Origin of the sequence: Ensifer sp. 22521 (assembly GCF_052044795.1) — a bacterium.
In the GTDB taxonomy this organism is placed as follows: domain Bacteria; phylum Pseudomonadota; class Alphaproteobacteria; order Rhizobiales; family Rhizobiaceae; genus Ensifer.
The window spans coordinates 52,261-66,837 of record NZ_JBQENM010000035.1; the positions used below are offsets into that span (position 1 = coordinate 52,261).

At 61.7% G+C, this 14,577-nt stretch carries 13 protein-coding genes, 1 tRNA gene and 1 rRNA gene; 11 read left to right on the forward strand and 4 right to left on the reverse strand.

What is annotated here, in order from left to right; all coding sequences use genetic code 11:
- Nucleotides 1-2: 2 nt before the first annotated feature.
- The 10 genes from ACTJKE_RS32675 to ACTJKE_RS32720 all read left to right on the forward strand — a co-directional run bounded on the left by ACTJKE_RS32675 (nt 3) and on the right by ACTJKE_RS32720 (nt 11,166).
- Entirely contained in the window at nt 3-938 is a 936-nt protein-coding gene (locus ACTJKE_RS32675; RefSeq protein WP_058326489.1) for a carbohydrate ABC transporter permease, read from the forward strand.
- Nucleotides 939-943: 5 nt separating this feature from the next.
- Nucleotides 944-1,777 carry a carbohydrate ABC transporter permease gene (locus tag ACTJKE_RS32680; protein ID WP_058320728.1) on the forward strand — a complete coding sequence of 278 codons (834 nt, stop codon included), beginning with the start codon at nt 944-946 and terminating at the stop codon, nt 1,775-1,777.
- Nucleotides 1,778-1,788: 11 nt separating this feature from the next.
- The gene (locus ACTJKE_RS32685) at nt 1,789-2,856 is read left to right on the forward strand and encodes an ABC transporter ATP-binding protein (protein ID WP_440693557.1); all 1,068 of its coding nucleotides are present in this window, start codon (nt 1,789-1,791) and stop codon (nt 2,854-2,856) included.
- 204 nt (nt 2,857-3,060) lie between these two features.
- Nucleotides 3,061-3,447, forward strand: coding sequence for a c-type cytochrome (locus ACTJKE_RS32690; protein ID WP_058320726.1), 387 nt, complete (start codon nt 3,061-3,063; stop codon nt 3,445-3,447).
- A 241-nt stretch (nt 3,448-3,688) separates the two neighbouring features.
- On the forward strand, nt 3,689-4,531 hold the full coding sequence (locus ACTJKE_RS32695; protein ID WP_440693559.1) for a cytochrome c oxidase subunit II: 843 nt from the start codon (nt 3,689-3,691) through the stop codon (nt 4,529-4,531).
- A gap of 156 nt (nt 4,532-4,687) precedes the next feature.
- Entirely contained in the window at nt 4,688-6,463 is a 1,776-nt protein-coding gene (gene ctaD / locus ACTJKE_RS32700) for a cytochrome c oxidase subunit I (RefSeq protein WP_440693561.1), read from the forward strand.
- Nucleotides 6,460-7,164 (forward strand): cytochrome c oxidase subunit 3, encoded by a 705-nt coding sequence (locus tag ACTJKE_RS32705; RefSeq protein ID WP_093235621.1) that lies wholly within the window; start codon nt 6,460-6,462, stop codon nt 7,162-7,164. Before ctaD ends, ACTJKE_RS32705 begins: the two co-directional genes overlap by 4 nt.
- 11 nt (nt 7,165-7,175) lie before the next feature.
- Nucleotides 7,176-7,898 (forward strand): heme-copper oxidase subunit III family protein, encoded by a 723-nt coding sequence (locus ACTJKE_RS32710; RefSeq protein ID WP_057248975.1) that lies wholly within the window; start codon nt 7,176-7,178, stop codon nt 7,896-7,898.
- A gap of 9 nt (nt 7,899-7,907) precedes the next feature.
- On the forward strand, nt 7,908-8,285 hold the full coding sequence (locus ACTJKE_RS32715; protein ID WP_057248974.1) for a cytochrome C oxidase subunit IV family protein: 378 nt from the start codon (nt 7,908-7,910) through the stop codon (nt 8,283-8,285).
- 319 nt (nt 8,286-8,604) lie between these two features.
- Complete coding sequence (locus ACTJKE_RS32720; RefSeq protein WP_440693564.1) at nt 8,605-11,166, forward strand: GcvT family protein; 2,562 nt, start codon at nt 8,605-8,607, stop codon at nt 11,164-11,166.
- A 79-nt stretch (nt 11,167-11,245) separates the two neighbouring features.
- On the opposite strand, the gene ACTJKE_RS32725 is transcribed toward ACTJKE_RS32720, so the two are convergent.
- Both ACTJKE_RS32725 and ACTJKE_RS32730 read right to left on the reverse strand, forming a co-directional pair.
- Nucleotides 11,246-12,175: an aldo/keto reductase gene (locus ACTJKE_RS32725; RefSeq protein WP_110879252.1), complete on the reverse strand. Its 930-nt coding sequence runs from the start codon at nt 12,173-12,175 to the stop codon at nt 11,246-11,248.
- 244 nt (nt 12,176-12,419) lie between these two features.
- Entirely contained in the window at nt 12,420-13,208 is a 789-nt protein-coding gene (locus ACTJKE_RS32730) for an SDR family NAD(P)-dependent oxidoreductase (RefSeq protein WP_440693566.1), read from the reverse strand.
- A 96-nt stretch (nt 13,209-13,304) separates the two neighbouring features.
- Between ACTJKE_RS32730 and ACTJKE_RS32735 the strand changes: the two genes are divergently transcribed.
- Nucleotides 13,305-13,880, forward strand: a complete 576-nt coding sequence (locus ACTJKE_RS32735; protein ID WP_440693568.1) for a TetR/AcrR family transcriptional regulator — start codon at nt 13,305-13,307, stop codon at nt 13,878-13,880.
- Between the two features lie 96 nt (nt 13,881-13,976).
- Here the strand turns inward: ACTJKE_RS32735 and ACTJKE_RS32740 are convergent.
- A tRNA-Met gene (locus ACTJKE_RS32740) sits at nt 13,977-14,053 on the reverse strand.
- 354 nt (nt 14,054-14,407) lie between these two features.
- Nucleotides 14,408-14,522 (reverse strand): 5S ribosomal RNA (gene rrf / locus ACTJKE_RS32745).
- Nucleotides 14,523-14,577: the final 55 nt, after the last annotated feature.

The window sequence follows — 14,577 nt, forward strand, 5'->3', positions numbered from 1 at the left end:
CGATGGACCATGTCGCCCGCCAAAGCGGCCTGCCGGCAAGCAGGACGCCGCTGAAGAAGCGCATCGCCGACGGCGCCGCGCCCTATCTCTATAGCGCGCCGGCGCTGATCCTGATCGTCACCGTCATGCTGGTGCCGCTGGTGCTTGGCGTTTCCTACGCCTTCCGCGACATCCAGCTCTTAAACCCGTTCTCCGGTGCCTATATCGGCCTTGATCATTTCCGCGCGCTTGCCGAGGACCAGGCCTTCTACCGGGCGCTGCGCAATACGCTGTGGTGGACCGGTGCTTCGGTCTTCTTTCAGTTCGTCTTTGGCCTGATCCTGGCATTGCTGCTCGACAAGCCCTTCTACGGCCGCGGCCTTGCCCAGGCCCTCGTCTTCCTGCCCTGGGCGGTGCCGAGTTTCCTTGCCGGCCTCAACTGGGCCTGGCTGTTCAATCCGGTCGTCGGTCCCCTGCCGCACTGGTTCTACGCGCTCGGCATCATGAGTGAGCCGAACAACATCCTCTCGGACCCGCAGCTTGCCATGTGGGGGCCGATCATCGCCAATGTCTGGTGGGGCATTCCTTTCTTCGCGATTACCCTGCTTGCAGCCCTGCAGGCGATCCCGCGCGACCTCTATGAGGCCGCGAGCATCGACGGCGCCGGCCCGGTGCAGCGATTTCTCTCGATCACGCTGCCGTTCCTGGCGCCGACCATCGCCATCACCATCCTCCTGCGCACCGTCTGGATCTCGAACTTCGCCGACCTGATCATCGTCATGACAAATGGCGGACCGGCCGACCGCACCCAGATCGTCGCCAGCTATATCTTCACCCAGGCCTTCAAGCGGCTGGATTTCGGTTACGCCTCGGCGATCGCGCTGGTGCTTCTGGCACTGCTGCTCGCCTATTCGATGCTGATCGTCATCCTGCGGCAATGGCTGTTGAGCAAGGATTGAGACCGATGCGCGCCAAACCGCTTTTCCTCATGATCGCGCACCGATCGGCAATCCTTGCCTACATCGCCTTCGCGCTCTTCCCGCTCTATTGGCTGCTGAAGGTTGCAGTCACGCCCAACGACCTGCTCTACTCGGAAGGCATTCGAATGTGGCCGTCGCGCGCCAGCCTCGAACATTTCGATTTCGTGCTGCGCCACAGCGCCTTTCCGGTGTTCTTCAAGAACAGCCTGATCGTCGCCGGCTCCACCGCCGTTATCGTCACCATCCTCGCCTCGCTCTCGGGCTATGCGCTGTCGCGCTTCAACTTCCGCGGTAAGTACTGGCTGGTGGCGCTGATGCTTTTGACGCAGATGTTCCCGCTCGTCATGCTGGTGGCGCCGATCTTCAAGATCCTGTCGCCGCTTGGCCTCACCAACAGCCTGACCGGGCTCGTCATCGTCTACACCGCCTTCAACGTGCCGTTTGCCACCTTCCTGATGCAGTCCTTCTTCGACGGCATTCCGAAGGACCTGGAAGAGGCGGCGATGATCGACGGCGCCACCCAATTCGTCGCCTTCCGCCAGATCATCCTGCCGCTGACGCTGCCCGGCATTGCCGCAACGCTTGGCTTCGTCTTCACCGCCGCTTGGAGCGAACTTCTGTTCTCGCTGATGCTGATCTCCGGCAACGACCAGGCGACCTTCCCCGTTGGATTGCTGTCCTTCGTGTCGAAGTTCTCCGTCGACTTCGGGCAGATGATGGCCGCCGGCGTGCTCGCGCTCATCCCCGCCTGCCTCTTCTTCCTGCTCATTCAACGTTATCTCGTCCAGGGCCTCACGGCCGGCGCGGTCAAAGGCTGAGGATTGCTCTCATGGCTTCCATCGATATCGCCAACATCCAGAAATCCTACGGCATCCACCCGGTCCTGCACGATGTCGATCTCAAGATCGGCGACGGCGAATTCGTGGTGCTCGTCGGCCCATCCGGCTGCGGCAAGTCTACGCTTCTGCGCATGATCGCCGGGCTTGAAAGCGTCACCTCGGGCGAGATCCGCATCGCGGGAAAACGCGTCAACGAGCTGGCGCCGAAGGACCGCGACATCGCCATGGTGTTCCAGTCCTATGCGCTCTATCCGCATATGTCCGTCGCCAAGAACATGAGCTATAGCCTCAGGCTCCGGAAGACGGCCAAGGAGAAGATCGCGAGCATCGTTTCAAGGGCCGCCGCCAAGCTCGGCCTCGACCCGCTGCTCGAACGGCGGCCGCGTGCACTCTCCGGCGGCCAGCGCCAGCGCGTCGCCATGGGCCGGGCCATCGTGCGCGAGCCCAAGGCGTTTCTCTTCGACGAGCCGCTGTCGAACCTCGATGCCCGCCTGCGCGAGCAGATGCGGGCCGAAATCAAGAAGCTGCACAAGGACCTCGGCGCCACCTCGATCTACGTGACCCACGACCAGATCGAGGCGATGACGCTTGCCGACCGCATCGTCGCCATGAACGGCGGCTTCGTCCAGCAGGTCGGCAGCCCGCTCGATCTCTACGACCGTCCCGCAAACCTCTTCGTCGCCGGCTTCATCGGCTCGCCCGGCATGAACTTCTTCGAGGGCACCTACCTGAACGGCACCGCCCCGCGATTCGAGACGGAAGGCGGCGTTGTCATCCCGGCACAACCGCATCCGGCGCTCGCCGACGGCGCCCGCGCCACCCTCGGCATTCGCCCGGAACATGTGGAGATCGGCGTCGAAGGACCGGATGTGCTGAGCGCCAATGTCGACCTGGTCGAGCCGACCGGCTTCGGCATCATCCTGCATCTCTCCTTCGGCCGCGCCGGCTTCAAGGCCTTCACCAACGACCGCCGGTTCCTCACCGCTTCGGGTTCGCTTGCCGTACGACTGCCGGTCGACAGGCTGCATTTCTTCGACGCCGCCGGCAATCGGGTCTGATCGCGCGCACTGTCCCTGGTGAAAATTTAGGCGCAACCGGCGACCTGCCGGCTGCGCCGGTTGACTTCCACAAGGCGAGGCGTACGGTCGTCCTGTCGCAAGTATCAACCGCCGTGGCGCCAACTTAAGAGAAGCAAGCACCGCCAAAACGACAGATTGACGATAGCCTTCCTTGCCTGCGCCCGGCGATTTTGAGGAAGTGTCATGCGAATTCTTGTTGTTGCCCTTGCCTTTTCGACAACGATGCTCTGTCCGTTCGCAACCCTCGCGCAAGAGGGCGATGCCGCAGCCGGAGCCACCGTCTTCAAGAAATGCGCTGTCTGTCATGTTGCCGACAGCGATACCAACAAGGTTGGACCATCACTCAACCATCTGTTCGGGCGAACGGCCGGCACCCACGCCGACTTCAGCTACTCGCCGGCGATGATCGATGCCGGCAAGGGTGGGCTCGTCTGGGACGAGGCGCATCTGCGCGACTATCTGCACAATCCAAAGACCAAGGTGAAAGGCACGAAAATGGCCTTTGCCGGGCTGAAGGACGACACGGATATCTCCAACCTCATTGCCTACCTCAAGCAGTATTCGCAGTAGGCTGAAAAGACTAAAGGCAAGCGCCGTCCGCACGGAGACGGCGAATTGCGACTATTCAACGTTCGTGCAATAATTGCAGGTACAGCGCCGCGCGTCGTATCAGACGCGCAAAGGTCGCTGTAGAACTTTGAATTCCTGCATGTTTTTGTCCTTTAATCGGAGACGATTAAAGGAAACATGCAGCAGGCTCTACGGATTGCGTATTCATGCCCACAGCCGCCAGCGGCGAGGAGGGACAGAAATGGCCGTGGTAGTTATTCTGGTTTTGTTGGCCGTTGGGTCGGTGTTGTTCCATCTGTTGAGCCCGTGGTGGTGGACGCCGATCGCGTCCAACTGGAATTACATAGACAATACGCTCATCATCACCTTCTGGATTACCGGCGTCGTCTTCGTCGCCGTGGTGCTTTTCATGGCCTATTGCGTCCTGCGTTTTCGGCATCGCCCGGGAAACCGGGCGGCCTATGAACCGGAAAACAGGAAGCTCGAAGGGTGGCTTGCCGGCGGCACGACGCTCGGCGTCGCCGCCATGCTGACCCCCGGCCTCTTCGTCTGGCACCAGTTCGTGACCGTGCCGGATGGCGCAACGGAGGTCGAGGTCGTCGGCCAGCAGTGGTTGTGGAGCTTCCGGCTCCCAGGCGCGGACGGCAAGCTCGGCACCTCCGAGACCCGCGACATCACCCCGGAAAATTCGCTCGGCCTCAACCGCAATGACGCAGCGGCGCTTGACGATTACGTCATCGAAGGCGGCGAGCTGCATCTGGAAGTCGGAAAGCCGGTCAAGATGCTCCTGCGCTCGGTCGACGTGCTGCACGATTTCTACGTGCCGGAGTTCCGCGCCAAGATGGACATGGTGCCGGGCATGGTCACCTATTTCTGGCTGACGCCGACACGGACTGGCACGTTCGAGGTCTTGTGCGCCGAACTCTGCGGCGTCGGTCACCCACAGATGCGCGGCACCGTCGTCGTCGACAGTGCCGCCGACTACCAGGCTTGGCTTTCGAGCCAGCAGACCTTCTCGCAGCTGCAGGCAAAGGCAGGGACGAAGGAAACGGCGCAGGCAGGAAATGCCGCCCCGGCGCAGTAAGAAGCGCCCCGACGGCCAAAGCGGGATGAGGAAAAGTGCTTGCGGTTTTCCGCTCGCATCCCGCTCGTGAGCGAAAGCAATTCCAGCGTTGGTGTCCGGAATTGCGTGGTTCAAAGCGTTGGATCGAAATGATCCGGTGTTGGGAGGTTCTCGCAGATGGTCGACATCCGGCATAGCACGGGCGAACCGATAGGCGCCGCGGAAGTGGAGGACGTCGAGCTTTATCATCCCCATAGCTGGTGGACGCGCTACGTCTTCAGCCAGGATGCCAAGATCATCGCCGTGCAATATGCCTCGACCGCGATCGCCATCGGCATGGTCGCCCTGGTGCTCTCCTGGCTGATGCGGCTGCAGCTCGGCTTTCCCGGCGCCTTCGCCTTCATCGACGCCGAGCGCTACTACCAGTTCATCACCATGCACGGCATGATCATGGTGATCTACCTGCTGACAGCTCTCTTCCTTGGTGGCTTTGGCAACTACCTGATCCCGCTGATGCTTGGCGCGCGCGATATGGTCTTCCCCTATGCCAACATGCTGAGCTACTGGCTTTACCTGCTCGCTGTGCTCGTGCTCGTCGCCAGCTTCTTCGCCCCCGGGGGCCCGACCGGCGCCGGCTGGACGCTCTACCCACCCCAGGCGGTTCTCTCTGGCACGCCCGGCGGCAAGGACTGGGGCATCATCCTGATGCTCTCCTCGCTCATCCTCTTCATCATCGGCTTCACCATGGGCGGCCTCAACTATGTCGTCACCGTGCTGCAGGGCCGCACCCGCGGCATGACGCTGATGCGCATGCCGCTCACCGTCTGGGGCATCTTCACCGCGACGGTCATGGCGCTGCTTGCCTTCCCCGCCCTCTTCGTCGCCTGCGTCATGATGCTGTTCGACCGGGTGCTCGGCACCAGCTTCTTCATGCCGGCGATCGTCGAGATGGGCGAGCAGCTGCAGCACGGCGGCGGCAGCCCGATCCTGTTCCAGCACCTCTTCTGGTTCTTCGGCCACCCGGAGGTCTATATCGTCGCGCTGCCGGCCTTCGGCATCGTGTCGGATCTGATCAGTACCCATGCCCGCAAGAACATCTTCGGCTACCGCATGATGGTCTGGGCGATCGTCATCATCGGCGCGCTTTCCTTCATCGTCTGGGCGCACCACATGTATGTCAGCGGTATGAACCCCTATTTCGGTTTCTTCTTCGCGACGACCACGCTGATCATCGCCGTGCCGACGGCGATCAAGGTCTACAACTGGGTGCTGACGCTCTGGCGCGGCGATATCCACCTGACGCTGCCAATGCTGTTTGCGCTCGCCTTCATCGTCACCTTCGTCAATGGCGGGCTGACCGGCCTCTTCCTCGGCAACGTCGTCGTCGACGTGCCGCTCTCCGACACGATGTTCGTCGTTGCGCATTTCCATATGGTCATGGGCGTGGCGCCGATCCTCGTCATCTTCGGCGCGATCTATCACTGGTATCCGAAGATCACCGGCCGCATGCTCAACGAGATGATGGGCCAGATCCATTTCTGGGTGACCTTCGTCGGTGCCTATCTGATTTTCTTCCCGATGCACTATCTCGGCCTCATCGGCATGCCGCGGCGCTATTATGAAATGGGCGAAACCGCCTTCGTCCCGGCCTCTGCCCATACGCTCAACGAGTTCATCACCATCATGGCGCTGGTCGTCGGCGCCGCTCAGCTCCTCTTCCTCTTCAATCTCATCTGGAGCATTCGCCATGGTCGTGAGGCCGGTGGCAATCCCTGGCGGGCGACGACGCTCGAATGGCAGACACCGGAGACGCCGCCACGCCACGGCAACTGGAAGGAACTGCCGGTCGTCTACCGCTGGCCCTATGACTACAGCGTGCCGGGAGCGGCCGAGGATTTCATTCCGCAGAACCAGCCGGGCTCCGCAGGTCATGCGCCGGAGGGTGCCTCATGAACGTCACCTTGATCCTGCTGGCCGTGATTCTCACGATCGCCGGCTGGTGGCTCAGCCGGCAGCGGCTCTTCTCAAAACCCTGGCTGGAGGTCGGTCACGCGTTTGACCCGCGTCCAGATGGTCGTCCTTCGATCCCACCCGCAAAAATCGGCCTCGGCGTCTTCCTCGCCGTCGTCGCCGCGCTCTTCTCGCTTTTCATCAGCGCCTATTTCATGCGAATGGCATCCACCGACTGGTGGTCGACGCCAATGCCGAAAGTCCTCTGGCTGAACACCGCCATCCTCGGGCTCGGCAGCCTGCTTCTGCATGCGGCGCGCGTCACCGCGGAGCGCCATCATGACGAGGCAAGCCGCACGGCCCTGATCGCCGCGCTTGCCGCGGGGCTCGCCTTCCTCGCGGGCCAGGTCTTCGCCTGGCGCGAACTGACCGATGCCGGCTTTCTCATCGCCGACAACCCGGCCAACAGCTTCTTCTACATGATATCAGGCATGCATGGCCTGCACATCCTCGGCGGCCTTTTCGCGCTCACCCGAGTGATCGTGAGAACGCGCGCCGGCCCGATGGACGAGAGGGCCGTGCTGTCGATCACGCTCTGCGCCACCTATTGGCATTTCATGCTGGCCGTTTGGCTGGTGCTTTTCGCGCTCTTTTCCGGCTGGGCCAACGACTTCGTCGAGCTCTGCCGGCAACTCTTGACCTAAGGAGCCAAGGCATGTCTGTCGAGACACATTCGCCTGTCCGAGAGCCGCTCCACCGCCCGGCGGGGCTTGCCGGTTTCGCCGCCGACTGGGCTTCGGATCAAAGGACGTTCAAGAACGTCTCCTGGGGCAAGGCGATGATGTGGATCTTCCTCCTCAGCGACACCTTCATCTTCGGTTGTTTCCTCATCGCCTACATGTCGGCGCGCATGTCGACGGCCGTTCCGTGGCCCAATCCGAGCGAGGTCTTCGCGCTGCACATCGGCGGTTCCGACGTGCCGCTGATCCTGATCGCCATCATGACCTTCGTGCTGATCACCTCGAGCGGCACAATGGCCATGGCCGTCAATTTCGGCTACCGCCAGGATCGAAGGAAAACCGCTTTGCTCATGGTGGTGACGGCGCTCTTCGGCGCCACCTTCGTTGGCATGCAGGCCTTCGAGTGGACCAAGCTGATCACCGAAGGCGTACGCCCCTGGGGCAACCCTTGGGGCGCTGCCCAATTCGGCTCGACCTTCTTCATGATTACCGGCTTCCACGGCACACACGTCACGATTGGCGTCATCTTCCTGCTGATCATCGCCCGCAAGGTCTGGCGCGGCGACTTCGACACCGGCAGGCGCGGCTTCTTCACGAGCCGCAAGGGGCAATACGAGATCGTCGAGATCACCGGCCTCTATTGGCACTTCGTCGACCTCGTCTGGGTCTTCATCTTCGCATTCTTCTATCTGTGGTGAGGCATGGCCATGACCGAAACGACGGCACACACCGACACGATACCGCAGGCAGGGTCGCGGGCCCCGGCGCATGAACAACACCAGCAGCATCCGATCGGCCTCTACCTGGTCGTCTGGGTGCTGCTGTTCGTGCTCAGCACCTTCTCCTATCTCGTCGACTATGTCGGGCTGCAGGGCTATCTCAGGTGGTCGCTGATCCTGCTCTTCATGGTGCTGAAGGCCGGCCTCATCGTCGCGATCTTCATGCACATGGCCTGGGAGCGGCTGGCGCTGATCTACGCGATCCTGCTGCCACCGCTGCTGGTGCTGGTCTTCGTCGCTCTGATGGTCTCGGAATCGCACTACGTGCTCTTCACCCGCCTTGCCTTCTTCGGCGCGGCACCGTGATCGTGAAGCAGCAAGCCGCCCGCACGATGTCGCAGATCGCCTGCATCGTGGCGTCGCCGCAAAACCGACATTCGTGCCCCATGCGATGACGCATTCGAATGCGCCCGCGTCTTCTGTATGCTAAGAGAAATCGCTTCGATGCTCTTCGACGCTTTCTCTCACGAAATCAGTGGCATGACCGTCCCGCTAGCTCTCGTTCTACGATCCACAGATTGCTCGGCTCTGGTCGTGCAGTTTGATGATTATGTCGTAGACAGGCTCTAGTCGGGACGTCTCAAGCCCTAAAATCCGGCATCCAATCCAACTAGGGTCGCAAGCAATGGCAGAGTTTCCGCAAAAGGCGAAGGTCGTAATCATCGGGCTGGGTGGCATCGTGGGTGCCTCGATCGCGCATCACCTGATCGAGCGCGGCTGGGACGATATCGTCGGCATCGACAAGTCAGGCGTGCCGACCGATATCGGCTCGACCGCCCACGCCTCGGACTTCTGCTACACCACCAGCCACGACTATCTCTCGGTCTGGACGACGCAGTATTCGATCGATTTCTTCGAGAAGATGGGCCACTACGCCCGCATCGGCGGCCTGGAAGTCGCACGCACCGGCGACGACGTCTGGATGGAGGAGATCAAGCGCAAGCTTTCCTCTGCCAAGGCCTTCGGCACCCGCGCACACTATGTCTCGCCGGCCGAAATCAAGAAGATGTTCCCGCTGATCGAAGAAGATCAGGTCATGGGCGGCATGTTCGACCCGGATGCCGGCCTCGTCATCCCGCGCTCGCAGACGGTAGCCGGCAAGCTGGTCGATGCGGCCGAAAAGTCCGGCAAGCTGCAGGTTTACGGCAACACGCCGGCAAAGTCCCTCATCGTCGAGAACGGCCGCATCAAGGGCGTCGTCACCCATCGCGGCACGATCATGGCCGACCATGTCATCGTCTGCGCCGGCATCTGGGGCCGCTTGATCGCCGAAATGGTCGGCGAAGACCTGCCCGTCATGCCGGTCGACCATCCGCTCACCTTCTTCGGCCCGTATAACGAGTTCGAAGGCACCGGCAAGGAAATCGGTTTCCCGCTGCTGCGCGACCAGGGCAACTCCGCCTATATGCGCGACACCGGCGACCCGAAGACCACCGAAGGCGGCCAGATCGAGTGGGGCTATTACGAGACCACCAATCCGCGCCTCTGCCATCCCCGGCACATTCTCGAAAAGCACGAGGCGCGCCTGTCGCCGTCACAGCGCGACCTCGAGATGGAGCAGATCATCGAGCCGCTCGAGCGCGCCATGGAGCTGACGCCGATCCTCGGCGAGCTTGGCTATAACGAGAGCCACTCCTTCAACGGTCTGCTTCAGGTATCGGCCGCCGGCGGCCCCTCCTGCGGCGAGAGCCAGAAGGTGCGCGGCCTCTGGTACTGCGTCGCCATCTGGGTGAAGGACGGCCCCGGCTACGGCAAGCTGATCGCCGACTGGATGACTGACGGGCGCACCGAGATCGACCATGCCTCGATCGACTATTCCCGCTTCTACCCGCACCAGCTCGAGGAGGAGTTCATCGAGGGCCGCTGCTTCGAGGCGGCGCAGAAGATCTATTACCCCGCCGTGCACACGCGCGAACCCTATGCCAGCGGCCGCAACGTCAAGCGCTCGCCCTTCTACGAGCGCGAGAAGGAGCTCGGCGGCTACTTCATGGAACTCGGCGGCTGGGAGCGCGCGCACGGCTACGCCGCCAACGAACATCTTCTCGAAAAATACGGCGACCGCGTTCCGGTGCGCGAGAACGAGTGGGACAGCCGCCATTTCTGGCGCGTGTCCAACGCCGAACATCTGGCGATGAGCGAGGATTGCGGCATCGTCAACCTGTCGCACTTCCACATGGTCGACATCGAAGGTCCTGACCATGTCGAACTGCTCGAGTGGCTTTGCGCCGCCAAGATCGGTGGCGACGGCAACATCGGCAAGGGCATCTACACCCACTTCCTCGATGACGAGGGCATGGTGCGGGCCGACTTCACCGTCTTCCGCATGGCCGACCGCTGCCGTCTCGTGAACGGCGCCGATGCCGGGCCGCGCGACTTCCAGTACATGCGCCGCGTCGCGGAAGACCGCGGCCTTGACGTCACCATCACCGACGTTTCGGAAAAATTCATCACCATCGGCATCTGGGGGCCCAATGCCCGCCAAACGCTGAAGAAGGTGGTTGCCGATCCGGCGGGCCTCGATCTCGAGAACTTCGCCTTCGCCGCCATCAAGCCGATCGAAATCGCCGGCAAAAAGGTCACCGCCTTCCGCATCTCCTATGTCGGCGAGCAGGGCTGGGAACTGCATATGAAGTACGAGGACGGCCTTGCCGTCTGGGACGCGCTGCGCGCAACCGGCGTCATGGCCTTCGGCGTCGAAACCTATGCCAACTCGCGCCGCATGGAAAAGAGCCTGCGACTGCAGAACGCCGATCTTCTCACCCAGTACAACCTGATTGAGGCCGACCTTGCCCGTCCGAAGGTCAAGGACGTTGACTTCCGCGGTAAGGCCAAGCACCTCGAATACAAGGCACGCGAGCACCAGCCGGCCATGCTCTGCACGCTCGTTCTGACGGAGAATACCGACAAGAATGGCGTGAAGCGCTACCCGGTCGGCACCCTGCCGGTGATGGATCCGGAAACCGGCAAGGTGCTGGTCGACGAACTCGGCCGCCGCTCCTACACCACCTCGATCGCCTTCGGGCCGACGATCGGCAAGAACATCGCGCTTGCCTATCTGCCCTGGTCCCATTGCCAGGTCGGTCGCAAGCTGAATGTCGAGTATTTCGCCGAGACCTATCCGGTCGAAGTTGTCGGCGTCGGCTACAAGCCGCTCTACGACCCCGAGAACCTGAAGCCGCGCACCTGATCGATCGGCACCAGACACCAAAAACGAAAAGGCCCGCTCACATCCGAGCGGGCCTTTTGTATGTCTACCCAGGTTGCCGTCAGGGCAGCACATGCCCGGCCGCAGTAAAGAGGCGATACCAGTCCTCGCGCGACAGCGTGATATCCGCGCCGGGCGCGATGTCTGCCAGCCGTTCCGGGCTCGTCGTTCCCAGGACCACCTGGATGTTGGCCGGATGCCGGGCGATCCAGGCATAGGCGATGGCCGACGGCGACACCGCATATTTGCCGGAGAGTTCATCGAGTACCCGGTTGAGTTCGGGAAAATTCGTCTCGTCACCGACGAAGACACCGCCGAAAAAGCCCTGCTGGAACGGTGACCAGGCCTGCAGCGTCATGCGGTTGATCCGCGAATAGACGACCACCTCGCCGTCGCGGTCGATCGACTGCTCGAGACCTGCCATGTTCGCGGCAATCCCAAACGCGACCGAGGGGGCGTGGGCAATGCTCAGCTGGATCTGATTGGCGACGAGCGGCTGGCGCACGGCCGTCTTCAGGAGATCGATCTGCCGCGGCGTATGGTTCGACACGCCGAAATGCCTGACCTTGCCGCCCGCCTGCAGTTTGTCGAAGGCATCGGCCACTTCCTCCGGCTCCACCAGGGCATCCGGGCGATGCAGCAGCAAAAGATCGAGATAGTCGGTCTTCAGTGCCGCAAGCGAGCGGTCGACGGACTGGAGGATATGGTCGCGGGAGAAATCGAAGTAGCCGCGCCGGATACCGCACTTGCTCTGGATAACGATCTGTTCACGCTCGGCAGGCTTCAGCCGCAACGCATCGCCGAACCGACGCTCGCAGGCATGCAGTTCGCCGCCATAAATGTCGGCGTGATCGAAGACGTTGATGCCGACGTCGCGCGCCTTGCCATAAAGCCGGGCAATGGCGTCATCACTGAGATCGGCGATCCGCATCAGGCCGAGAACGGCGGATGAAACGGAGAGATCGGTTGTTCCCAGGTTGAATTTTCTCATCGGATTATGCTCGCACCGTCAACATTGTTTCGAAGGAGGATTTCCGCCCGCAGGCGCAACTGGCTGCGGAAGCGAATCTTTGATCCTCAATCTCTACCAGCCTGAAGGCTCTTGGCAAACGCCCGGGCATTATCGACGATCGTGCGAAGCGGGTACCGAAGACGGGCAATGCGCCGGGTCGCCCGCCAGCGCTTTGCTGTCCTATTGTCGTGGGAGTCGTCCGCTCCCACGACCAGCGGTCCAATCAAGCAGCCGACCGATAACGCTCAGCCGGCTCTGATTGTGCGAAATTCGGCAGCATCGCCTGGCGGGCGGCATCGAACGTATGCCACTGGCCGGCGTCTGGCAGCGGCGGGATCGTCACCAACTCGCGGCGATCGAAGCCGACCAGTGCCGCATCGACGAGATCGCCGACCTCCATCACGCCCGCAAGCGTTTCGACATCGACGCCCGCATGATCCCAGATCTCGGTGCGCGTCGCAGCCGGCAGCACCGCCTGCACATAGACGCCCTTGGGCGCCAGCTCGACGTTCAGCCCCTGGGAAAGGAACAGCACGAAGGCTTTCGTCGCGCCATAGACTGTGGCGCCCATCTCAGGCGCAAGGCCGACGACGGAAGCGATGTTGACGATCGCCCCCTCACCCCTGTCGGCAAAACGCGGCGCTACGGCATGGGCCAGCCTGGTGACGGCAGTAATATTGAGCGAGATGAGCTTCGAAATGTCCTCGCCCTTTTGCTGAAGGAAGCCGCGCGGGATCGATGTGCCGGCATTGTTGACCAGAACACCAATACGCTCATCCTCGCGCAGGCGCTGCTCGACCTTGGCCAAATCCTGCTCGTCCGTCAGGTCGGCGGGCACAACGTCGACATTCACGCCGGTTTCGCTCCGCAGCCGCTCGGCAAGCTCTGCCATGCGCACCGCATTGCGTGCGACCAGAATGAGATCGTGACCGCGGCGCGCAAATCGCTCCGAATAGACGGCGCCGATACCGGTGGAAGCACCGGTTACGAGGACTGCAGGCTTCTTGCTCATCGGGTGTGCTCCTTTGATTTATTCATGATCGTCATCATGTATTTGGATATATGACGGCCATCATGTATAATGTCAATCGAAATTTAGGAGACGGTGATGCGCGTGAGCCGACAGCAGGTCGAAGACAACAAGCGAACCATTCTGGAGGCGGCTGGTCGGCTGTTCCGGGAGCGTGGTTTCGAGTCCGTCACAGTGACGGATGTGATGAAGTCGGCCGGGCTCACCCACGGCGGCTTCTACGGCTACTTCAAGTCCAAGGATGATCTGATTGCCCAGACCCTGGCCGGACTCCGGGGAGAAGCCGAGCCAAAGTCGACGGACTTGGCCGCCGTCGCACAGCGCTATCTTTCAGCGGAGCATCGAGACGATTTCGCACATGGCTGCCCGCTTGCCGCCCTGGCGTCGGAAGTGAGCCGGCAACCCCAGGGAGCACGCACGGAAATGACAGCGTTTCTCAAACGTCAGTTCGAGCGCCTGGGTAAAATAGCGCCGGGCTTGGACGAAGAGCAGCGGCGCCGTGCCGCGATCGGCAATTCGGCGAGCATGATCGGCGCGCTGATCCTGGCCAGGATGACCGACGATCCGGCCCTGTCGAACGAGATCCTCGAGGTGACGCGCGGCTGGCTTTCGGCGGGGGATGGCGAAGGGGCCAAGACCGCCGACGTCGCCTGATATTCGCTGTGCTTCGTGCCCTCGCCCGTTCTCTCCGGGTAGCGCTAGAACGTCAAAAAGCCCGGCGGATTTCTCCGCGCGGGCTTTTGGGAAATTTGGTTGCGGGGGCAGGATTTGAACCTGCGGCCTTCAGGTTATGAGCCTGACGAGCTACCGGGCTGCTCCACCCCGCGCCATCTAGGTAAACCGCTAAGCGGTTTATCCGTCATCGCGGTAAATCCCTATGGGATTTATCCGCTCTTTCCGGGTTTTGCCGAAGGCAAAATCCCGTTTAATCCGGTCCGAGTTTTGCGAAGCAAAATCTCGTTGTTTGTCTGTGCCGAGCAAATCGGTAGGATTTGTCTCGCGTAAGGGACGCACTGATTATTTTCAGTCTAGCAAAACAAAAGGGCCGCTTGGTGGCGGCCCGTGTTCGGCAGGGCCGAAGTGTGTGTCGAGAAGATGTTTCGGTTTGTTTCCGCCGCTACCTTATCCTTCTCGGCGATGCCTCGAAGGGGAGCGGCGGTTGTTTCTCTTGCGTTTTGCAGACCTGGCAGCGACCTACTCTCCCGCGTCTTAAGACGAAGTACCATCGGCGCTGGGGCGTTTCACGGCCGTGTTCGGAATGGGAACGGGTGCAGCCACCCCGCCAGAACCACCAGGTCGGCAAAGCGCAAGATTTGCGCCTAGCTTGGCGCAAACCGAATGAGAAGCTGGT